Below are 20,805 nucleotides of genomic sequence, written 5' to 3'. Positions count from 1 at the left end.
TGCAAACACGTCTGCAAACACGTCAGCTTGGCGGCACCGGACCGCAAGTGTCGGCACTGCGCCTGGGCCTGATGGGCATGTCGGACCTGTACGGCCCGGCCGACCGCGCCGAAAGCATCGCCACCATCCACGCCGCGCTCGAGGCCGGCGTCACCCTGCTCGACACGGGCGACTTCTATGGCATGGGCCACAATGAACTGCTGCTGCGCGAGGCGCTGGCCGGGCGGCGCCGCGAGCAGGCCGTGATCAGCGTCAAGTTCGGCGCGCTGCGCGATCCGCTCGGCGGCTGGAGCGGGGTCGACAACCGCCCGGTGGCGCTGAAGAATTTCCTCGCCTACTCGCTGCAACGGCTGGGGGTGGACCACATCGACATCTACCGTCCGGCCCGGCTGGACCCGGCCGTGCCGATCGAGGACACGGTGGGCGCCATGGCCGACCTGGTCGAGGCCGGCCTGATCCGCCACATCGGCCTGTCCGAGGTGGGACCGGAGACGCTGCGCCGGGCCCATGCCGTGCACCCGATCAGCGACCTGCAGATCGAATATTCGATGATCTCGCGCGGCATCGAGGACGGCATCGTGCAGGCCTGCCGCGAGCTCGGCATCGGCATCACGGCCTATGGCGTGCTGTCGCGCGGGCTGATCAGCGGCCACTGGACGGCCGGGCGCGCCGGCGAGGGCGATTTCCGGGGCCAGCACAGCCCGCGCTTCCAGGGCGACAATCTGCGCCACAACCTGGCGCTGGTGGAACGCGTGCGCGCCATCGCCGACGGGCTGGGGGTGTCCGTGGCCCAGGTGGCGATCGCCTGGGTGGCGGCGCAAGGGGCGGCGCTGGGGGCCGACATCGTGCCGCTGGTGGGCGCGCGCCGCCGCGAACGGCTGGCCGAGGCGCTGGGCGCGGCCGATGTGGCCTTGTCGGCCGCCGACCTGGCGCAGCTGGCGCAGGCGGTGCCGGCCGGCGCCGCCGCCGGCGCGCGCTACAACGCCCACGCCGTGGCGTTGCTCGACAGCGAACGGCGCGCTTGATGCCGCATTGACAACAAAGGAGGGTGCCCTGTTATCACTCTCCTTGTCAAATCCTATACGGCAAATAAACAACATGAATGATAGCCAGTCACACAGCATATAGCTGATTGCGTCAATTCGGCGTATTCTTTCTCCGTGTTAACTAAGGAGCTCGCCGTGAATCGCCTGACTTTCCAACAAAAACTGTGGGTGCCGCTGATTTGCAGCCTGCTTTGCATCATGGCGATCTTCATCGTCGACGCGTTCCAAGCGCGCGATGTGCGTATCGAGGAACGCAGCCGTGATTTGCGCAACATCGTCGACAACGCGCTCAGCGTCGTCAAAGGCTACGACGCCCAGGTGGCGTCGGGCGCGCTGACCAAGGAGGAGGCGCAGAACCGGGCCAAGGCCGTGATCCGCAGCATGCGCTACGGCAGCGACGGCTACCTGTCGATCAACAATTCCAACGCCGTCGTCGTCATGCATCCGATCAAGCCGGAGATGGATGGCAAGGACATGAGCGGCATGCAGGACCCCAAGGGCACCTACGTCTACAAGGAGATCGTCGCGGCCGGCAACAGCAGCGACAACGGCGGTTTCGTGCGCTACTACTGGCCCCGCCCCGGCGCCTCCGAACCCGTGCCCAAGCTGAGCCGCGTGGGCCGCTACGCGCCGTGGGACTGGCAGCTGGTGACGGGCGTGTACGTGGACGATATCGACGCCGCGTTCCGCGATTCCCTGCTCACCTCGGGCGCCGTGCTGCTGGGCGTGTGCGCGGTGCTGGCGCTGATCGTCAGCGTGGTCAACCGCAGCCTGCGCCACACCATCGGCGGCGACCCCGAATACGCGGGCGAAGTGGCGGCCCGCATCGCCAGCGGCGACCTGAGCACCGCCGTCGACACCCATGACAGCGACCGCGGCAGCATCCTGTACGGGATGAAGGCCATGCGCGACCAGCTGGCCGACACCATCGGCGAGATCCGCCACAGCGCCGAGATGATCGCCACCGCCTCGGCCGAGATCGCGACCGGCAATATGGACCTGTCGGCCCGCACCGAATCGCAGGCCAGCGCGCTGGAGGAGACGGCCGCCTCGATGGAGGAGCTGACCTCGACCGTGAACCAGAACGCCAGCAACGCGGTGCAGGCCAATGAACTGGTGGAATCGGCGTCGGCCGTGGCCGAGCAGGGCGGGCGCGTGGTGTCGCAGGTGGTGCAGACGATGGAGACCATCAACGCCTCGGCCACCCGCATCGTCGACATCATCAGCGTGATCGACGGCATCGCGTTCCAGACCAACATCCTGGCCCTGAACGCGGCCGTGGAAGCGGCCCGCGCGGGCGAGCAGGGCCGCGGCTTCGCGGTGGTGGCGTCGGAGGTGCGCAACCTGGCCCAGCGCAGCGCGGCGGCGGCCAAGGAGATCAAGACCCTGATCAACGACTCGGTCGACAGCATCAACGCCGGCAGCGCCCTGGTGGCCCAGGCCGGCACCACGATGGACCAGGTGGTGGCCAGCGTGTCGCGCGTGACGGCCATCATGCGCGAGATCACGGCCGCGTCCACCGAGCAGAGCACGGGCATCGGCCACGTCAACATGGCGATCACGGAGATGGACAGCGTGACGCAGCAGAACGCGGCCCTGGTGGAGCAGGCCGCCGCCGCCGCCGGCAGCATGCAGGAACAGGCGGCGCACCTGGCCGACATGGTGGCCCGCTTCCGCCTGAGCGGGCAGGCCGCCCGTCCGGCCCAGGCCGCCGCCGCGCCGGCGCCGGGCCGCGTGGCCAAGCCCGCGCGCCGGATGGCGCTGACGCGCTAAGCGGCACGCCACCCCCGCCAACTGGGGGCGTAACACAATCAAATGTGTTACGTCTCTATGTTCAAATGTGTTACGTCCCGATCTGGCCGGGTGCGATGTTATTGCGCGGCCTTGCCTGACGCCGGGGCGCCGCCGCCGGCCGTGGCCGCTTCGCCCGCCTGGCCTTCATCGGCGGGGCCGTCCTGCTGGCCCTCGGCCGCCGCGCCCGCCGCGCCATCCGTGGCAACCACGGCCGGCACGAACACCAGCTTGCCGCCCTCGACCCGGAACACCCCCAGCAGGTCGCCGGCCTCCGCCTTCGGTTCCGGCAATTCGGTGCAGCTTTGCGTCTCCACCTGCCACAGCTGGTTGCCGTCGCGCAGGATCCACGTTTGTTCGCCCAGACCGAACAGTTCGATCTCCACGTCCTTGGCCGGCATGCTGCCCAGGCTGATGCGGCGCTGGCAGTCCGGCCAGCGCGCCAGGATCAGCGAGACGGCCGCGTCGCGTTTCCACAGGTGTTCCTGTTCCCGCTTGACGGTCAGCGTGTGACTGCTGCCGCTGCCGCCCACGTAATAGGAGGCCGAATCGTCGACGCAGGCCGTCAGCAACAGGGGCAGGGTGGCGAGCAGGATCTTGCGCATGGCGGGTGTCGTCTGCAAAAAAATGGTGTGACCATTATAGCGGCAGCGCGGGCTTGCCGACGGCGGCGCGGACGCGTGGCGGGCGCGGCGGTCCGGGGAGGGGATGGGACGGGGGGCAGGGAAGCGCGGCGGAGAAAAAACGACGCCGCGCGCGGCCGATGATCGGCCGGGCGCGGCGTTGGCGGTTCGCGCCGCGATGGCGGCGCGAACCGGCCGGAGCGCAGGCTTAGAAGCGGTAGCCCACGCCCACGCCGACCAGCCATGGGTCGATTTGCACGTTGCTGACCTTGGCGCCGCTGACGAACACGTCGCTGCGGATCTGCACTTTCTTCACGTCGAAGTTGAGCGACCAGTTCTTGTCGATCTTGTAGTCCACGCCCGCTTGCAGGGCCAGGCCGAAGCTCTTGTGCTCAAGGCCGCCAGCGCCGTTCAGCAGATCGACCTTGCTGATGTTGGTGTAGTTGACACCGGCGCCGACGTACGGGTTCAGCTGCGCGTCGGGCATGAAGTGGTACTGGGCCAGCAGCGTGGGCGGCAGGTGCTTGAAGGTGCCGATGTTGGCGCCGTCCAGGCTCACGTCATGCTTTTGCGGGTAGGTCAGCACCAGTTCGGCCGACACGTTGCGGTTGAAGAAATAGGAGATGTCCACTTCGGGAATGGTCTTCGAGCTGACATCGATGCGGTCCGATGCGCCTACGCCGCCGACCGGGTCGGACTTGTTGGCCGGGTCGATGTGCACGGCGCGCACACGCACCAGCCATGGGCTTTCTTCCGCCATGGCGTTACCGGCCAGCATGCCGAGGGAGACCAGAATGATTGCTGCTGCAGACTTTTGCATTTGTATTTCCTCTCTTTGTTTCATTGAAGTAACGCAATCAGTCTATTGGTGCAGTGCGTCAGAAACTTTGATCTAAGTCAAAATTGTCCGGGACAAGAAGGTATAGCGGACGCGGCGTGCGCGCGCCTTGATTTGACGAATATATTTTGTTGGATGGGTAATCAATCGTCGATGTGCGGGTACTGACGGCGACGCGGCCCGGCTCCGGCTCGGGCGCTACCAGCACCCAGACGCTGGTGGGTTCGCCAACGTTGTCGATCCGCGTCAGCTGGCCTACCATGGACAGGTATCCTTCCCACCGGCGGCTGACATGCATGCTTTCCTCCCCCTGCCTGGACGGCGCTCGGCGCGGTTGCTGGCTATGCTGGCAGTGCTGGCGCTGCTGGCCGGGCCGGCGGCCGCCCAGCCGCCGCCGCAGCAGCTGCCGCTCACGCAGGCGCGCGTGGCGGCGCAGGCGGCCGCAGTGTACGCGGACCGCGTCGCCGCGCTCGACGCGGCCGGGCAGCTCGATCCGGCGCCCGGCTTCACCGCCCGCGTGCGGCGCGTGGCGGCCGGCCTGATCGCGCAGGCCGCGCGCGACTATCCGGAAACGGCGGCCTGGCGCTGGGAGGTGCACGCCACGTCGGACCCGGAGCAGGACGCCGATTGCATGGCCGGCGGCAAAATCCTCGTCAGCCAGGCCTACGTCGAGCGGCTCGACTTGTCCGATCCGGAACTGGCCATGCTGCTGGCCCATGAAATCGCGCACGCCGCGCTGCGCCACAATTTACGGGAACTGGAACAGGCGCTGGCGCTGGAGCCGGCCCGGGCCGGGCGGTCGTTCGAGGCGCTGGTGGACGCGGTCGACCACGACGCGGCGCTGATGGCCAGGCTGGCGCCGCTGAACCTGGAGCAGGAGGCGCAGGCCGACCATGCCGGCCTGCTGCTGGCCGCGCGCGCCGGCTGGCCGCCCGAGCGGCTGGCGCTGTACTACCGCAAGATGATGCGCGCCAGCGGCCGCCCTTACCTCGACAGCGACGACCATCCGGCGCCGGCCAGCCGCTGGCGGGCGGCGCGCGCGCTGGCCACCACGCTGGCCGCGCCGCCGGTTCAGCGGTAGCGCGCCAGGATGCGCTCCACGCTGCCGTCGTCGGCCAGCGTGTCGAGGGCGCGGCTGATGTCCTGGAACGGGATGCCGGACTTGCGCGAGAACGCGCATTGCGCCTTGAAGGTGGAGAACACCAGGTCGGGCCGCAGCCGCAGCGTCTTGTCGTTGCGGGTCAGGTAGGCCATGGTGGACTGCACCATGATGGTGTACTGCACCTCGCCCGCCATCAGCCGGCGCAGATTCTTGTCCATATTGGGCGACTCGGTGCGGAAGAACTGCTTGCCCAGCACCTGCTCCACGCGCGGGTAGCGGTAGCCGGTCACGGTGCCGATCGGGCGGTCGCGCAGGTCGGCCAGCGAGCGGATCGGCGGCGCGCCCTCGCGCGCGACCACCAGTTCGGCGTCCGGGATCAGCGGCCGGCTCCACTGGTAGTCGCCATCGATCCAGAACGGCAGCACGTAGCAGATGCCGTCGGCGCGGCCCTGGGTCAGGGTGGGGGTGACGCCGTCCACGTCCACGCTCAGGTAGCTGGCCTGCCGGCCCAGCCGTTGGGCCAGCGCGTCGCCCAGGTCCTTCAGGATGCCGCCATTCAGTTTGCCGTCGCGGAACTGCACCAGCGGCATGGTCAGGTCGGTGGGCGCGATCATGACGATCTCGCCGGCCGCCGCATGGGCGGCAGGGAACAACAACAGGGTGGCAAGCAGACACAGGAATTGCCGAAGCATGGGCGGTTCGCCTCCGTGCAATGTTGGGTGGGGGCGGATCGCTTACAGGGGCACGCAAGCGAGCAGCATGGAATAGCGGCCATTCTACGACAGGCGCCGCCGCTCCGCAGGTACGGGTGTCAATTTTGTGACGGCGTCGGTCAATGGTCCGCCGGGCCGCGTGCCGCGTCTGGCCGTCCCGCGTGATGGCGGGCGGGCGAGAGGGGGGCGCGGCTCAGATCAGCGGTGGCGCATCGCTTTCCGCTTCCTGCACCAGCCACTGGCGGAACGCGGCGATGTCCGGCTGGCTGCGGCGTGCCGTGCTCAGGTAGAGGAAGGTCGCGCGCTCGGCCTCGATGAAGCCCAGCGGGGCGATCAGCCGCCCCGCCTCCAGATCGCGCTGCACCAGCAGCCGGGGCGTGATGGCGACGCCGAGGCCGCTGCGCGCCGCCTCGATGGTCAGCGACAGGCTGTCCAGCGTCTGGCCGTGGCGCAGGTTGGCGTGGACGCCGGCCATGCCGGCCCACTCGTTCCACGCGTCCCGGCGCGACGTGGCGTGGAACAGCGGCAGCGTCAGCAGGTCCTGCGGCGTGCGCGGCGGGTTGGGCCAGTTCGGCGCGCACACGGGCCCGATGGCGTCGGCGGCCAGGCGGGTGGCCTCGATGTCGGCCGCCGCCGGGGCCAGGCCGCTGACGATCAGCGCGTCGACCCGCTGCGAGCGCAGGGCGTCGACGTCGGCGCTGGTCTGGAAATTGAGCACCAGCGCCGGCTGCTGGCGCGCGAAGCGCTCGATGCGCGGCAGCAGCCAGTGGGTCAGGAAACTGGCCGAACAGGCGATGGTCAGCTTGCGCTCCTGTGCCGGCGCGCGGATGCGCGCGCACGCGTCCTCCAGCCGCGAGAACGCGGCGCTGCACGCGATCTTCAACTGCTCCCCCTCCGGCGTCAGGCGCACGCCGCCGTTGTGACGGACGAACAACGCCTTCCCCAGCCACTCCTCGAGCGAGCGGATCTGGTGGCTGATGGCGCTGTGCGTGACGCACAGGGCGGTGGCGGCCCGGCTGAAACTGGCATGGTCGGCGGCGGCCTCGAAACTCTGGATGGCCCGTAATGGCGGTAGGCGGCGCATGGCTGGCTGTGAAATTTATTTGCAGCCATTGTGCATTAATTTCGTGACGACGGATGAATAACTGACGCTAGAATGTTATCTTGCAAATGTTTCATCGCATCCAACTCGCTCTTTTACCAGCAAACACATGCACGCGACCATACTGAAGGAACTTGACTGTATCGAACAGACGCTGGGCCGCATCGGCACCGCTGTGAGCATATTCGGCAGCGCCAGGATCGCGCCGGGAAGCGAGATGTATCGGCTTGCCTATGGCATCGCCGAGCGCCTGTCGAACCAGGGATACACCGTCATCTCCGGTGGCGGCCCCGGCATCATGCGCGCGGCGAACGAGGGCGCCAGCGCCGGGGCCAGCCAGACGGTAGGCTTCAATATCGCCCTGCCGTTCGAGCCGCTGGACGACACCTACCAGGACATTTCCCTGGTCTTCGACAACTTCACCACGCGCAAGCTGGCGTTCGCCAAGTGTTCGGCCGCCTTCGTCGTGATGCCCGGCGGCATGGGCACGCTCGACGAATTGTTCGAGATGCTGACGTTGATGCAGACCCGGAAGATGACCAAGGTGCCCGTGGTCCTGGTGGGATCGCAGTTCTGGCAGGGCTTGCTGGGATGGATGCGCGAACGGCTGGAGCTGGCGGGCCTGATCAATCCGGGTGAACTCGGTGAAATAACCGTACTGGATGACGCGGAGGCCGTTGCCAGCCATATCGGCGGCCAAGTTCCGCTGGTCGCCATGCGGAACGGACGGGCCGCCGATCAGTCCTCGGTCAGGTGCAGGAATTCGTCAAGAATGTGGAAGTGATCTTCGAAGAACTGATCCTCCATCGCGAGGAGCTCGTTGAACGGGACCCATTTCGCCAGTGCGGCATCATCGGCCGCCTGCACCTCCGGCATGCTGTCCATCTTCAGGTCGAACAAGTGCGCATGGGTGATGGTCCGCCCACGCAGGCTACGGCGCGGATGATCAAATACCTTCACATCCACCAGCGCATCGACTAGTGTGGAAGGGAGCAGGCCAATTTCGGTCTCCTCCTGCAACTCACGTACGGCGCCTTCGAGCAGCCTTTCATGCTGGTCAAGGAAGCCGCCCGGGAGCGCCCACTGCCCCTTCCCGGGGAATCCCTTGCGCTGCACGAGCAGGACATGCTCCCGGGTCTTGACCACAGCGTCCACCGTCACGAAAACCGGAGCGTAAGGCGCGGCCTTCCAGGCGTCGCGATATGCGCAGATCTTGCGGTGATCCTCCACCAGTGTTGGATAGTGCCCGAGGATGGTCCATGCCTTCAGGTATTGGCGTACCGGTCTGGGCAGCCACTCCGCCACGGCGCTCAGCGACACCTCGACATCCTCCGCTTCGAACAACACCTGGCGGATGCGGGTCGCATCGATGTCCGGCGGATTGTCCACGGTGCGCAGTTCCCAGTGCGGAAACAGGTTCAAATAGTAGCTGGAGCTGTCTTTGAAGTAGCCGACCAGGACGATCTTGTCGGATGGCGCGGCGCTGGCGGTCACCGCCTTTTGCACGGCATTGGCCCAACGACGATCATCGTAGTAGTCGCGCACGGCGACATAGCTCACGCGCTCCCGATCGCCTTCGCGCAAGGTCGCGGCTATCATCGCGGCCCGCTCCTGCCAGGTGAACGGGTTCTTGGGACTGCGCGCGTGGAATGAGGTGCCGAGCACGATGATCACGCGCTGCGCCGTCTCCAGTGCCCGCTGGAGGAGCAAGGCATGCCCATTGTGGAAGGGCTGGAACCGGCCGATGAGAACGCCGATTTGATTGCGGTGGGTATCCATGGTTGTTTCCTTCTCAGTACTTCGCTGCGATCGGCATCTGGCGGCCTGTGCCAAACGCGCGCGCGCGGACACGGATAATCGGCGGCGCCTGTCTGCGTTTATATTCGTTCCGCGCCACCATGCCAAGGATACGGTCAACGAGGGTTCGGCCATTGTCCGTTTGCACAATGGTGTCGACGAATCGCTGGCACGCCAAATATTCTTCGACCGGCAAGCGTTCCCCTTCGATGTGCCACTTGAGAATTTCATCCAACACCTCGTAGGGTGGCAGACTGTCGGTGTCCTTCTGGTCCGGCGCCAGCTCGGCGGAGGGGGGCTTGGCCAGCACCGCTTCGGGAATGATCTCGCGCCCGGCGCGGACATTGATATGCCGCGACAGCGCATAGACCTCGGTCTTGTACAGGTCGCCGATCAAACCCAGGCCGCCGTTGGTGTCACCATACAGCGTGCAATAGCCTACCGATATTTCGCTCTTGTTTCCTGTCGTTAGCAGCAGTGTGCCGAACGCGTTGGAATACTCCATCAGGATCGTGCCGCGCACGCGCGCCTGCAGGTTTTCCAGCGTCAGCCCCTGCAGGGGTTGGTCAAACGCCGATGTGAACCCGCCGCCATATTGTTCGACCAGGTCGCGGATCGGATGCGTCAGCAGGCGGATGCCGAGATTGCCGCAGAGGGTGACGGAATCCGACACGGAACCCTCGCTCGAATATGCCGATGGCATCGTAATGGCGGTCACGTTCTCGGCGCCCAGCGCTTCCACTGCCAGCGCCAGTGTCAAGGCCGAGTCGATACCGCCGGACGAGCCGACCACCACGCTCTTAAAGCCGCAGCGGCGGGCATAGTCGCGCAGCCCCAGCACAATTTGGCAGCGCATCGATTCCACGCGCTCCTCATCCAGTACACCGGCTGCGTCCGCGATGAATCGGCCATCCTCGAATCCGATGACGCTGAAATCCTCTGCATACCGCGCCGCCTCGAAGGCAACGCCCTGGTCCGGCGACACCGCGAACGAGGCGCCGTCGAAGACCAGCTGGTCCTGTCCACCGACCTGGTTCAGGTAGAGGATGGGCAGACCGTTGTTCCGGGCCGCTGCCGCGAACATCGTGTGGCGCTGGAGGCGCTTTCCCATATTCGCCGGACTGGCATTGATGCTCACGACCAGCGCCGGTCTTGCGGCGGCCAGTGCCGCGAACGGGTTGACAGCATAGTCCCGTCCTTCATCGTTCCAGCCATCTTCGCAGATGAGGAATCCCACGCGGTGGCCGGCAACGTCAAGGACACATGCGCGCTCGGGCCCGGGCTCGAAATGGCGGCGCTCATCAAAGATGCCATAGGTTGGCAGCAGCTGTTTGTAATACTCCGCGACCACCACGCCGTCCCGCGCGGCGAGCAAGGCGTTGTACAGCGGCTTGCCCGGTCCGGACCGGCGCCGCACCGTACCGAACACCGCCACGAGGCCCGGGCATTCGCGCGACGCGGCGAGGACGCGTTCGACAGCGCGCGCGTTCTTGTCGAGGAAACGCGCATCTTCGAGCAGGTCGCCAGGGTAGTAGCCGGAGACGGACAGCTCCGGAAAGATCACCATATCGGCGCCCTCGCCGGCCGCCTGCAGCATGCGGCGCACCATCTCGGACGTGTTCCCGTCGAAATCCCCGACGGTCGGGTTGGTCTGCGCTAAAGCGAGTTTGAGCATCTTGTTCTCCGTGTATCAGGCAGCCTGGTGCTGGAATACCTGGCGCAGATAGGCTAGGAAGGTCTCGTCGGTGCACAGCGTCTTGCCGGGAGAATCGGACAGTTTGGCGACTGGCTGGCCGTTGCAGGTCATGAGTTTCATCACGATGTTCAGCGGTGCGATCCCGACGTCATTGGAGAGGTTGGTGCCGACGCCGAAGCCGGTCACGATGCGGTCGGCGAAATGCCGGTACAGTGCGAACGCCGCAGGCAGGTCGAGTCCGTCCGAGAACACCAGTCGTTTGGTCGCGGGATCGAGGCGCAGCTTGTTATAGTGGGCGATCGCCTTCTCACCCCATTCGATGGGATCGCCGGAATCGTGGCGCAAACCATCGAAGAGTTTCGCGAAGTAGAGATCGAAATCTGCCAGGAAGGCATCCATGCCAACCACGTCGGTGAGGGCCACGCCCAAGTCGCCCCGGTATTCCTGTACCCAACCTTCGAGCGCGGCTTTCTGGAAATCGCGCAAGCGCACGCCGAAAGACTGGAACGATTGCAAGTATTCGTGGGCCATGGTGCCGATCGGGACCAGGCCGTACTTCTTGGCGAGGTAGACGTTCGACGTCCCCTTGAAGAACTCCGGGACCTCACGCGCCAGAGTGGCAACGACTTCTTCGTGCCATTCGCCCGAGAACCGGCGCCGCGCGCCAAAGTCGAAAAACTGGAACGGGGTGCGGCGAGCCGGCTCAGCGCCGAATGTGCGCAGCAGCGCGATCTTGTCCGCGAGCCGCTTGCGGCCCTCCGTCATGGCCGCCTGTTGGTCGAAGCGACGGAAATACAGCTCGTTGACGATGTAGAGCACATAGATCTCGAATCCCATCACATGCACTTGCGGGCCCTTGGCCCGGATGACGAGGGTATCGCCCGCCGTTTCGACCGAGATGAAGCGGCGCTGGAAGCGGAAGATCGTCAGGAAGTCGACGAACGATGCCTTGACGTAGCGCAGTTCGCGCAGGTAGGCCAGTTCGTCGTCCGCGAACGACAGGGAGCACAGGTGGTCGAGTTCCCGATTCACATCGCCAGCGAGTTCGGCCAGCGGATACGCCGGCGTATTGCGGCAGACGAAAAGGTATTCGGCGTGCGCATCGGGATGGCTGCGCAGAAGCGCCTGCCACATCGTGAACTTGTAAAGGTCGTTTTCCAACAGGCTGCGAACAACGGGTTTCATTCTTCTTCTCGCTTGGTTGAGTTAACGGGTGGCGTTGGCCAGCAATTCAGGAAGCACATCGGCGGACGTCGCCAACTGGACGCCGCGCCCGATCATGTCGTGCACGAAGGCGTCGTATTGGGCTTCAAAGCCGGTCACGGGGCTCATGCAGTCCGTCACCAGCACCAGCTTGGCGGCATCGTGGGGGCCGAATTGCCAGGCCAGGTGCTCGGTGGTCGCCTTCACGCAGTGGCTGCCGGCCTCGCCGGTGATGAAGACCTTGTCCGCCGCGCGCAGCGTTTCCACCAATTTCTTGTTCAGTTGCGTTTCCGGATCGGCGGCGTCCGGGACCTCCGCCATGACAGCGGAGTAGTGTTCGGTCCACGGGTTGGTGCCCTTGCTGACCTTGCCGACGACGCCGCAGGCAGCGTCCTCCCAGCGGTTGTAGGCGGCGCGCACGTCGTCATGCACGTTATGGCCCCAAGAGCCGATTTCGCAGTGCACCGGCCATACCATCAGGCGATAGCGGCCAGTGGACTCGAGGGCATCCAGATAAGCCAGCGTTTGCGTCAACACGCGTGGGTCGCGCGGCTGGTAGCGGCCGGCGCGCACATCGGCTGCGACGATCTCCGTGAAGGGGGGGACGGCGTCGCCTTCTTCTTTCGCCCAGAACGTTGGATGCGCGATGTCGAATCGATGATGGGAGTCCAGCGTGACCGTGATGCCGGCAAGACCATGCATCCCTTGCGTGATCAGGCCGGCGACACGCTGCATGTCGGCATGGGCACCGCTGACGGGGAGGGCTGGCGCGACCTCGCCACCCTGGCAATAGCTCGCCGGCAGGTCGCAGAAATCATTTTGGGGATCAATCACAAGCAGGTGAAGTTGGCTTTTCATGGCGGTTCCCTTTCGATGTTGTGTCTCAAGTGTAATACGCTTAGTTTAAAAAGGCAACTAAGTATGCTATGCTCTGTACATGGGGAAGAAAAACACTTAGATCCACACAGAAACTAACAGGTCAGCCATGCAACAAGTCATTTGCACCGTCGATGTCGTACTGCTCACGCTCCAGGACAATTCCCTGCGGGTGGCGCTCCTCAAGCGCGACCGGGAACCATTCAAGGGCGTCCTCGCCCTTCCCGGCGGTTTCATCCACCCGGATGAGGATGCCGACACCCAGGAAGCGGCCTTGCGCGTGCTTGCCACCAAGACCGGCATCGAACCACCCTACCTGGAACAGCTCGCGACCTTCTCGGGTCCCGCGCGCGACCCGCGCGGCTGGTCGGTCTCGGTGGTGTACTACGCTTTGGTGCCACACGATGTCATCGCCAAGGCCGGACACGAGGACGTGAAACTGGCCAGCGTGGACCGGCCACTCAACCTCCCCTTCGACCACCGGACCGTTGTGGATACCGCCGTGGCGCGGTTGCGCAGCAAGAGCCAGTACTCGTCGCTGCCTTGCTACCTGGCGGGGGAATCCTTCACGCTGCCCCAGTTGCAGCGCGTTTATGAAGCCTTGATGGGCGAGCCACTGAACAAGGTGAGCTTCCGCCGCAAGATGACGGAAATGGACATGCTCGAGCCCATCGAAGGCGCCTTTTCCGCCGGCGGCGCCCATCGGCCCGCCCAGCTGTATCGCCTCAAGCCGGAACTCCATGACCGGCTCACCTTGATCGAAAGGGGATTGTGAAATGTTTAACGTGAAATTTATCAAATTTCAACCAACGACCTACGTTTTGCAATACAAGAACGGGACCGTGAAACGCGAAGGCATCGGTCTGGCGTTCTTCTACTACGCGCCCACCACCGCCATGGTCGCGGTACCGACCAGCAGCGAAGATGTCCCCTTCATTTTTGAAGAGGCGTCGTCCGATTTCCAGACGATGACGGTACAGGGACAGGTGACCTATCGCATCGCCGATCCCAAACGCATCGGTGGCTTGCTCGATTTCTCCATCAATCCGGTGACGCAGCAGTACATTTCGGAGGACCCGCAAAAACTGCCGCAGCGCGTCGTCAACCTGCTCAAGGTCGCCACCCGCAAGGGCGTGCAGAACCTGCCGTTGCGCGACGCGCTCAAAGCCACGGACCGGCTCGCCCAACTCGTTATTGATGCGATCAAGGCGAACCCGGAATTAGAAACGCTCGGGATTGAAATCCTAGGGCTGTCGTTCCTTGCCATTCGACCGACGCCCGAGACGGCGCGTGCACTGGAGGCGCAGGCGCGCGAGCAAATCCTGCGCGAGGCGGACGAAGCGGTGTACGCGCGCCGCAATGCCGCGGTGGAGCAGGAGCGCCGCATCAAGGAGAACGAACTGAACACGGAAATCGCCGTGGAGGCGAAGAAGCGTCAGATCCGGGAGACGCAGATGGATGCGGAGCGCAGTATCCAGCAGCGCAGGCACGCGCTGCAGCAGTCCGACATGGAGGCGAAGATCGCGCTCGAAGCCAAGAACACCGACCTGGTCGCCCTGTCGATGGACAACGTCAAGCGTGAATCGGACGTGAAAGCGTACGCCGTGTCCGCGTTGCTGCAGGCGTATGCCGGCGTCGATCCGAAGACGGTACAGGCGCTCGCTGTCTCGGGTATGCAGCCCGGGCATATGATCGCGCTCGCGTTCCAGGAGCTGGCGGAAAAGGCCGGCAAGATCGGCCAGTTGAACGTCACCCCCGACCTGCTGCGCGAGGTGATGGCGACAAAAGCGTGAACGCCATGGGCCCTCGCACCGAAACCAAGCTCGTGGTCGTGACGCGCAGGACGCGCCTGGAAGAGCTCGTCGCGCGCCACAACACGATCAGCCAGGCCAAGTTCTATATCGAGCACCTGGGCGCCGATTTTATGGACTATGTCCACGAGCATGAGATCTACCAGGCAGCCATCCACGAAGCGACGGCAGTGCTTCACCGCCTTGGACGGGTCCATCAGGTCGAACGCAGTTTCCTGCCGAATTTCATCTTCGGCCCCAAGGACATCGTCATTGCGATCGGTCAGGACGGGCTGGTGGCCAACACCATGAAATACCTCGATGGTCAGCCGCTGCTTGGCGTGAATCCGGAGCCTGCGCGATGGGATGGTGTCCTGCTGCCTTGGCGGGTCGGCGACCTGGCCAAGCGCCTTCCCTCCCTGCTTGCCGGCCGGTTTAAGACGCAAGAAGTCACCATGGCGAAGGCGTCGCTCAGCGGCGGTCAGGTGCTTTACGGCGTCAACGATATTTTTATTGGCCCGAAGTCGCATACCTCCGCGCGCTATACGATCCGCGTCGGTGCGCAGGAGGAACGGCAATCGTCGAGTGGCATCATCGTGTCGACCGGGCTCGGCTCCACCGGGTGGCTCCGAAGCGTGCGCACCGGTGCCCTGGCCATCACCGAGGAGTGCGCATCCGGCGCGGACCGGCATGCGCCGACGCCGTGGGATGCGCGGTATCTGCATTTCGCGGTCAGGGAACCGTTCACGAGCAAGACCTCGTCGGCCTCCCTCGTCAGCGGGATCATCGACGAGCAGCGCCACCTGACACTGGAATCCGCGATGGCGGAAAATGGCGTTATTTTCAGCGACGGGATCGAATCAGACTACCTCGAGTTCAACGCCGGCATGACCGTGTCCTTGTCCATCGCGGAAAAGTCGGGTTGCCTCGTCATCTGAAGTGTCGCGTCGACCGCTTGAATCCGCGCCTCGCGGCTGACTGCGCCGCATACCGCCCTGCCCGGGCCGGCTAACAGCTCGCCTCCCCATATTCCAGCAAGCCGAACAGGGAGGTGATGTCGATCAGTTGTATCAACACTTCCCCCCCATACGCCTTGATGATGCGCGTGACCAGCGTGCGCCCGTCCTGGCCCGCCAGCGGCAGCGCGATCAGGTCGTCGTCGCCGAATTTGGCCACGCCATGCAATTCGCTCACCAACAAGCCCACGGTGCGTTCGCCGTGGCGCACCACCACCACCTGCGAACGGCCATCGATTTCGGTGCTGCGGCCGGACAGGACGAAGCCCAGGTCGTACACCCACACATGACCCGCGTCGTCCTTGCCGGCCCCGTCCAGTTCCAGTATGCCGATGCATGCCGCCCCGCCGCCCATCGAGACGGGCGTCAGCTTCGATGCCGTGCGGGCCTCGTACACACCGGCCGCGCTCATGGCGTACAGCGATTCGCCGACGAAGAAGGTGGCGAACTCCGCACCGTGCCCGCCGCCGGCCGGCGCCGACAACATCCGGGGCCGCGCCGTGCCGGCCGCGCCCCCGGCGCGCACGGCGCCGAACGATTGCACCACCACGGCCAGCACGTCGGCCGGATAACCGTCCGACACCTTGAACTCGCGATAGCCGTGCGACACGGTGCAGCCCAGCAGCGCGTAGTGCTGATCGTGCGTCAGCAGGCAGGAGCCGCTGCGGCCATTCTCCATGGCCGCCAGATGGGGCGCGATCTCGAAGGTGGCCCCGACCGGCCGCGCCGGATCGGTGCTGGCGATGATGGTGCCCGAGCGTTCGATGAAGCAGGCGTGCAGGTTGGCCCGGCCGCCCAAGGCCCCGCGCAGCATCGCCTCGAATTCCGTCGCCGCGTCGAACACGATGCCGATGCCGCCGATCACGGCCTGGTCCTGCCCGGGCGCGCGGATCGCGGCGTGGTAGACGTAGGTGGGCCGGCCATCGTAGAGCGGCGATGGCGCGAACGGCGTGACGTGGTAGTCCTGCTCCGTGCGCAGCGCCAGCACGGCGGCCAGCGTATCCGCATCGATCGCCGTCGCCGGGCAGGGGCCGGAGCTGGCTACCACCTTGCCTTCCACGTCATAGACCACCAGCGAGGAATAGACGGTGTAGAGACCGTGGATGTATTCCAGCACGTTGGCGATGCGCGCGGCGCGGTCGGGCAGGTCGCCGGCCAGCAAGCGCCGTAGTTCCGGCGACAGCGCCCACCAGCGGCAGTCGTTGGCGCGCTCGTACAGGTTGCGGTCCAGCAGATCGACCATCAGATGGGACGCGAACTCGGCGTCGCGCAGTCCGGCCGCCAGCACGGTTTCGAACAGCTCGTCGATCGAATCGGCGAACAGCGCGTTGCTGCGCGCGCCGGTTTCGCTGATCTGCTCCAGCACGCTCTGCAGCCGCGCCGAGTCGCCCTCCTGGCCCGAACTCATCACCTGCCCGTTCCAGACCACGCGGCGCACCATCTCGGCCGCCCCGACGATCTCGTGCAGGGGCGGGCAGAACGAGCGCGCGTGCGACAGCAGGCCCTCGGCCCATTCCGGCGCCAGGCCGGCCAGCACGTCGCTGTCCAAACTGCCGAAGGCCACGTCCACCGGCACCATGACCTGACCCTGCCAGCCGTCCGGGCCGGGATAGCCCTGGTAGCCGGGCGAGACGGCGGTGCGCACCAGATAGTCGCGGCCGGCGTGCTTCATCAGGGTGGGGCTGCCCCGGCGGTTGACCGGCACGGTGGCGCCCAGCGGGATCCAGAGCGGATCGGCGCTGGCGATCACGGCGCCGTCGGCGTCCAGCAGCAGCATCAGGGCCCGCTCCGTGTGGTCGCGGTGGGTGTGGAAGATGCGCGCCATCTCCTCCTCGAAATGGAAGCACAGGCACAACACGCCGACCACGGCGCCGGTGGTCGGATGGTGCATGCGGCGCGAGTAGATCAGCGCCTTGCGTTTTCCCGGCCGCAGGTCGCTGGCGCGGAAGGTTTCGACGTGGCTGTCGCAGGACAGGGTGGCCGCGATCAGCGGATCGTCGCTGCGCGTGATCGGGCTGGCGTCGTCGATCTGCGCCAGCACCGCGCCATCGGGCGCGAGCAGGATGATTTCATCGTAGACCGAATACTTGTCGCGATAGGAGCGCAGCCGCGCGCGCACGCGCTCGACGTCGTTGCCGGCCTCTCCGTGCAGGCCCGCTGCAAACGCGCACAGCTCGTGGTCGGTGGCGAGAAAGCCCACGTCCGCCGTGCGCTCGTACAGGTTGCGCACCACGATCTCGATGATGTACTGGGACTTGGTCGCCATCTCGGCCAGCACCGTGTTGGTCTTTTCGCGCGCCAGGCCCGCCACCAGCTCCTGCTCCAGCTGGCTGAAGCCGGCGCGCGTCGCCATCACGGTCGGCAGTATCGTCTCGGCCTCGTTCGGGCAATTCATCTTGGCCGAGGCCTCGATCATGCGCCACATCAGATTCAGTTCGTGCAGCGACCGTTCGCATCGGCCGACATCGGGCATGTAGGGCAGGAATCGGTCGACCGGAAAGGGCAGGTTCATGTTCATATGCATGCTCCTCAGTGAAGTTCGGGAATCGGGGCCTGCGCCGGCGCTGGCGCCGGGGCCGGGCGCGGCGCGATGGCGGCAGCCGCGGTGCTTTGCGCGGCGCCCGGCGCGGCGAGCATCGCGATCAGCTGGGCCATCGCCATCGGCCGGCCGGGCAGGTAGCCCTGGATCAGCGCGCAGCCATACTGGCGCAGGAAACCCAGATGCGCGTCCAGCTCCACGCCCTCGGCGATCACGCGCAACTTCATGTTGCGGCCCAGGTCGATGATGGTGCGCACGATGGCGCAATCGTTCTGGTCGTGTGGCACGCCCTGCAGGAACAGCCGGTCTATCTTCAGCGAGCTGATGGGCAATGACTTCAGCAGCGACAGCGACGAATAGCCCATGCCGAAATCGTCGAGGCTGATCTCGAACCCCAGCCGCGCCAGCTCGCGCATGATGGGCAGCGTTTTGTCCATGTGCCGCATGACGACGGTTTCGGTCAGCTCCAGGCAGATCTGGCGCGGATCGACGCCTGCGGCGGCGGTGATGGCCAGCAGCTCGCGCGGCAGATCGTTGTCGAGGAATTCCGGCGCCGCCATGTTGACGTGCACCTGGATGCCGCCGTGGCCCGCCGCGCGCAAACGCGGCAGGTCGCGGCAGACCTGCTCGATGACCCAGCGCCCGATCAGCACGATCAGGCGGCTGTGCTCGGCCACCGGGATGAACTGGTCCGGCGGGACGATGGTGCCGTCGGCCTTGCGCCAGCGGATCAGCGCTTCCAGCCCCACCGGCTGCGGACCCTGGATGTCGTAGATCGGCTGGTATTCGAGGAAGAACTCGTCGCCGTCGAGCGCGTCCTGCAGCGCCGACAGCATCAGCAACTGGGCCGCCTTGGCGCGCTGCTTGCTGTCGTGGTCGCGGTTGAAGTAGCTGATCAGGTTGCGCCCGTTCTCCTTGCTGACGTACATCGCGGCGTCGGCCGCGTGTAGCAGCTGGGCCGTGTTGTCGCCGTCGCGCGGGAACAGGCTGATGCCCACGCTGGCCGACACCGACAGGTCGTGCCCCATGTAGTTGAAGCGCACGCGCGCCGCCTCCAACACGGCGCTGGCCAGCGCGTCGAGCCTGGGACCGGTCAGCCCGGCGGGCGCCAGCAACGCGAACTCGTCGCCGCCCAGCCGCGCCACCACGCCCTCGCCGGGCAGCAGCGCCCGCAGGCGTTGCGCGAACTCGCACAGCACCTGGTTGCCCGCAGCGTGGCCGAAGCCGTCGTTGATGGGCTTGAACTGGTCGAGGTCGATGTACAGCAGGCCGAACTCGCGGCCCCTGGCGCAGGCCGCCTCCAGCAGCGTGTGGAAATGGGCGCGGTTGACCAGACCGGTCATGTCATCCGTTTGCGCCAGCACCCGGACGCGCTCCTGCTGCACCATGCGCTGCGCGGTCTGCGCGATGAGGGCGCTGATCGATGCGGCCAGTCCCGGCAATTGCGCCTCGCGCTGGCGCGGCGCGGCGCTGAAGAATTCCAGCACGCCGGCCCGGTGCAGCTTGCCGTCGGTGGCCACATAGGTGACGGGGAAGAAGAAGCCCGACTGCAGGCCGCAGTGGCCGGCGGCGCGCGCGCGCGTGCGGTCGGCGTGGGTCAGGGTCGTGTCCACCCATTGCGCCTCGCTGGTGCGCCAGGTCTGGCCCACCAGCCCCTCGTCCGGCGTGACGGCCAGACGCATCGTCGCGTCGCGGAACTGCGTGTAGTCGCGGTCGGGCTTGTGCCAGACGTGCTTGCAGCTCAGGAGGTCGACCGTGTCGCCCCGTTCCAGTGCCCAGTACGCGCCCCATTCCCAACCAAGCTCATCGCAGACCAGGTGCAGGATCTTGTCGACGGCGGCGTCGAAGGTGTCGGTGCCGATCAGGTATTGGGTCAACGCGAAGTTGAAGCGCTCGCGGGTGGCCGCGCGTTTGGCGGTGGTGACGTCTTTGAGTATGCCGCAGGCCACGGGCAGGTCCGCCGCCGGCAGCGCTTGCAGGCGCAGCCAGCGCACGCCATGGTCCGGCGCGAAGACGCGGAACTCGCACACCACCGGCTTGCCGGCGTGGGCTATCTCGCTCAGCGCGGCCGCCAGCGGTGCGCTGTCTTCCGGCACCACGCCCGTCGTCCACTCGTCGTGCGCGCTGCCGGGCGCCAGGCTGAGCAACCGCAGGGCGACGGCCGAAAAGCGCATGCGGGCGCGGCTGCGATCCATCGCCCAGCGCCCCAGTCCGGCGAGATCGTCCAACAAATCGGATTGCGACGGGAAAGCCGTGCCGGTGTCCATGGCCGCGCGGGCCGGCGGAATATGCGTGAGGTGATCGTCCAAAGCTGGTTCCTGAAAATCGTTGAAGGCGTGTGTCCGCGGCAGGGGGACTGGACCGTTACATCGCGCGCGACGCGCGCCATCCCAGGCCGTGCGCACCGAAATGGACACATCGCGCACCAGCAACATGCATTTCGCTGTGGCAACGAAGGCCTGCGGGATCCAGACTGGGCCCAGCGCTGGTGGCGCCGGGCCTACGACGAAAACATCACATGGAATTTGCTTTTGGCATGGTTGTGGTTAGCAGTATTCATGCCATGTTGCAAGTGACTGGGGAGCCTGGGAGCTGTCCGTGCGACCGGAGCGGCAGCGCAGCGGCGCCGCCTGGTTTGCCGAAGCCGTTCGCCTTGCTGTAGCATGGGTGGAT

18 protein-coding genes are annotated in these 20,805 nt (G+C 65.9%); 7 read left to right on the top strand and 11 right to left on the bottom strand.

Going from position 1 to position 20,805, the window contains the following annotated elements; all coding sequences use genetic code 11:
* Positions 1-11 precede the first annotated feature (11 nt).
* The gene (locus AC1RQG_RS20305) at positions 12-1,025 is read left to right on the top strand and encodes an aldo/keto reductase (protein ID WP_493134089.1); all 1,014 of its coding nucleotides are present in this window, start codon (positions 12-14) and stop codon (positions 1,023-1,025) included.
* 156 nt (positions 1,026-1,181) lie between these two features.
* Positions 1,182-2,819, top strand: a complete 1,638-nt coding sequence (locus AC1RQG_RS20300; RefSeq protein ID WP_493134000.1) for a methyl-accepting chemotaxis protein — start codon at positions 1,182-1,184, stop codon at positions 2,817-2,819.
* A 98-nt stretch (positions 2,820-2,917) separates the two neighbouring features.
* On the opposite strand, the gene AC1RQG_RS20295 is transcribed toward AC1RQG_RS20300, so the two are convergent.
* The 3 genes from AC1RQG_RS20295 to AC1RQG_RS20285 all read right to left on the bottom strand — a co-directional run bounded on the left by AC1RQG_RS20295 (position 2,918) and on the right by AC1RQG_RS20285 (position 4,596).
* A complete protein-coding gene (locus tag AC1RQG_RS20295; protein ID WP_493133998.1) occupies positions 2,918-3,442 on the bottom strand; it encodes a hypothetical protein in 525 nt (174 codons plus the stop codon).
* 226 nt (positions 3,443-3,668) lie between these two features.
* Positions 3,669-4,280: an OmpW/AlkL family protein gene (locus AC1RQG_RS20290; protein ID WP_493133996.1), complete on the bottom strand. Its 612-nt coding sequence runs from the start codon at positions 4,278-4,280 to the stop codon at positions 3,669-3,671.
* Positions 4,281-4,338: 58 nt separating this feature from the next.
* Positions 4,339-4,596 carry a hypothetical protein gene (locus AC1RQG_RS20285; RefSeq protein WP_493133994.1) on the bottom strand — a complete coding sequence of 86 codons (258 nt, stop codon included), beginning with the start codon at positions 4,594-4,596 and terminating at the stop codon, positions 4,339-4,341.
* On the opposite strand from AC1RQG_RS20285, the gene AC1RQG_RS20280 reads away from it, so the two are divergent.
* The gene (locus AC1RQG_RS20280) at positions 4,591-5,379 is read left to right on the top strand and encodes a M48 family metalloprotease (RefSeq protein WP_493133992.1); all 789 of its coding nucleotides are present in this window, start codon (positions 4,591-4,593) and stop codon (positions 5,377-5,379) included. The genes AC1RQG_RS20285 and AC1RQG_RS20280 overlap by 6 nt on opposite strands.
* Here AC1RQG_RS20280 and AC1RQG_RS20275 read toward each other — a convergent pair.
* The gene (locus tag AC1RQG_RS20275; RefSeq protein WP_493133990.1) at positions 5,370-6,092 is read right to left on the bottom strand and encodes a substrate-binding periplasmic protein; all 723 of its coding nucleotides are present in this window, start codon (positions 6,090-6,092) and stop codon (positions 5,370-5,372) included. The two genes, AC1RQG_RS20280 and AC1RQG_RS20275, sit on opposite strands and share 10 nt — an antisense overlap.
* 214 nt (positions 6,093-6,306) lie before the next feature.
* Positions 6,307-7,197 carry a LysR substrate-binding domain-containing protein gene (locus AC1RQG_RS20270; RefSeq protein WP_493133988.1) on the bottom strand — a complete coding sequence of 297 codons (891 nt, stop codon included), beginning with the start codon at positions 7,195-7,197 and terminating at the stop codon, positions 6,307-6,309.
* Between the two features lie 127 nt (positions 7,198-7,324).
* On the opposite strand from AC1RQG_RS20270, the gene AC1RQG_RS20265 reads away from it, so the two are divergent.
* Positions 7,325-7,999, top strand: a complete 675-nt coding sequence (locus AC1RQG_RS20265) for an LOG family protein (RefSeq protein WP_493133986.1) — start codon at positions 7,325-7,327, stop codon at positions 7,997-7,999.
* On the opposite strand, the gene AC1RQG_RS20260 is transcribed toward AC1RQG_RS20265, so the two are convergent.
* Genes AC1RQG_RS20260 through AC1RQG_RS20245 form a run of 4 tightly spaced genes read right to left on the bottom strand, consistent with a single transcriptional unit; the run spans position 7,954 to position 12,769 of the window.
* Entirely contained in the window at positions 7,954-8,994 is a 1,041-nt protein-coding gene (locus AC1RQG_RS20260) for a bifunctional nicotinamide-nucleotide adenylyltransferase/Nudix hydroxylase (RefSeq protein ID WP_493133984.1), read from the bottom strand. The two genes, AC1RQG_RS20265 and AC1RQG_RS20260, sit on opposite strands and share 46 nt — an antisense overlap.
* 13 nt (positions 8,995-9,007) lie before the next feature.
* The gene (locus AC1RQG_RS20255; RefSeq protein ID WP_493133982.1) at positions 9,008-10,687 is read right to left on the bottom strand and encodes an NAD+ synthase; all 1,680 of its coding nucleotides are present in this window, start codon (positions 10,685-10,687) and stop codon (positions 9,008-9,010) included.
* A gap of 15 nt (positions 10,688-10,702) precedes the next feature.
* Positions 10,703-11,893 carry a nicotinate phosphoribosyltransferase gene (gene pncB / locus AC1RQG_RS20250; RefSeq protein ID WP_493133980.1) on the bottom strand — a complete coding sequence of 397 codons (1,191 nt, stop codon included), beginning with the start codon at positions 11,891-11,893 and terminating at the stop codon, positions 10,703-10,705.
* 21 nt (positions 11,894-11,914) lie between these two features.
* Entirely contained in the window at positions 11,915-12,769 is an 855-nt protein-coding gene (locus AC1RQG_RS20245; RefSeq protein ID WP_493133978.1) for a cysteine hydrolase family protein, read from the bottom strand.
* Positions 12,770-12,896: 127 nt separating this feature from the next.
* On the opposite strand from AC1RQG_RS20245, the gene AC1RQG_RS20240 reads away from it, so the two are divergent.
* Genes AC1RQG_RS20240 through AC1RQG_RS20230 form a run of 3 tightly spaced genes read left to right on the top strand, consistent with a single transcriptional unit; the run spans position 12,897 to position 15,515 of the window.
* Complete coding sequence (locus AC1RQG_RS20240) at positions 12,897-13,562, top strand: NUDIX hydrolase (RefSeq protein ID WP_493133976.1); 666 nt, start codon at positions 12,897-12,899, stop codon at positions 13,560-13,562.
* A 1-nt stretch (position 13,563) separates the two neighbouring features.
* On the top strand, positions 13,564-14,580 hold the full coding sequence (locus AC1RQG_RS20235; RefSeq protein WP_493133974.1) for an SPFH domain-containing protein: 1,017 nt from the start codon (positions 13,564-13,566) through the stop codon (positions 14,578-14,580).
* 5 nt (positions 14,581-14,585) lie between these two features.
* A complete protein-coding gene (locus tag AC1RQG_RS20230) occupies positions 14,586-15,515 on the top strand; it encodes a diacylglycerol kinase catalytic domain-containing protein (RefSeq protein ID WP_493134087.1) in 930 nt (309 codons plus the stop codon).
* A 70-nt stretch (positions 15,516-15,585) separates the two neighbouring features.
* On the opposite strand, the gene AC1RQG_RS20225 is transcribed toward AC1RQG_RS20230, so the two are convergent.
* Positions 15,586-18,105, bottom strand: a complete 2,520-nt coding sequence (locus AC1RQG_RS20225) for a chemotaxis protein CheW (protein WP_493133972.1) — start codon at positions 18,103-18,105, stop codon at positions 15,586-15,588.
* A 17-nt stretch (positions 18,106-18,122) separates the two neighbouring features.
* The gene (locus tag AC1RQG_RS20220) at positions 18,123-20,441 is read right to left on the bottom strand and encodes a putative bifunctional diguanylate cyclase/phosphodiesterase (protein ID WP_493133970.1); all 2,319 of its coding nucleotides are present in this window, start codon (positions 20,439-20,441) and stop codon (positions 18,123-18,125) included.
* Positions 20,442-20,805 lie beyond the last annotated feature (364 nt).

The sequence above is a fragment of the Rugamonas sp. GW822-FHT03B10 genome (genome assembly GCF_058801745.1).
The sequence above is the reverse complement of the archived record's forward strand: the minus strand, read 5'-3'. Positions and strand labels throughout refer to the sequence as shown.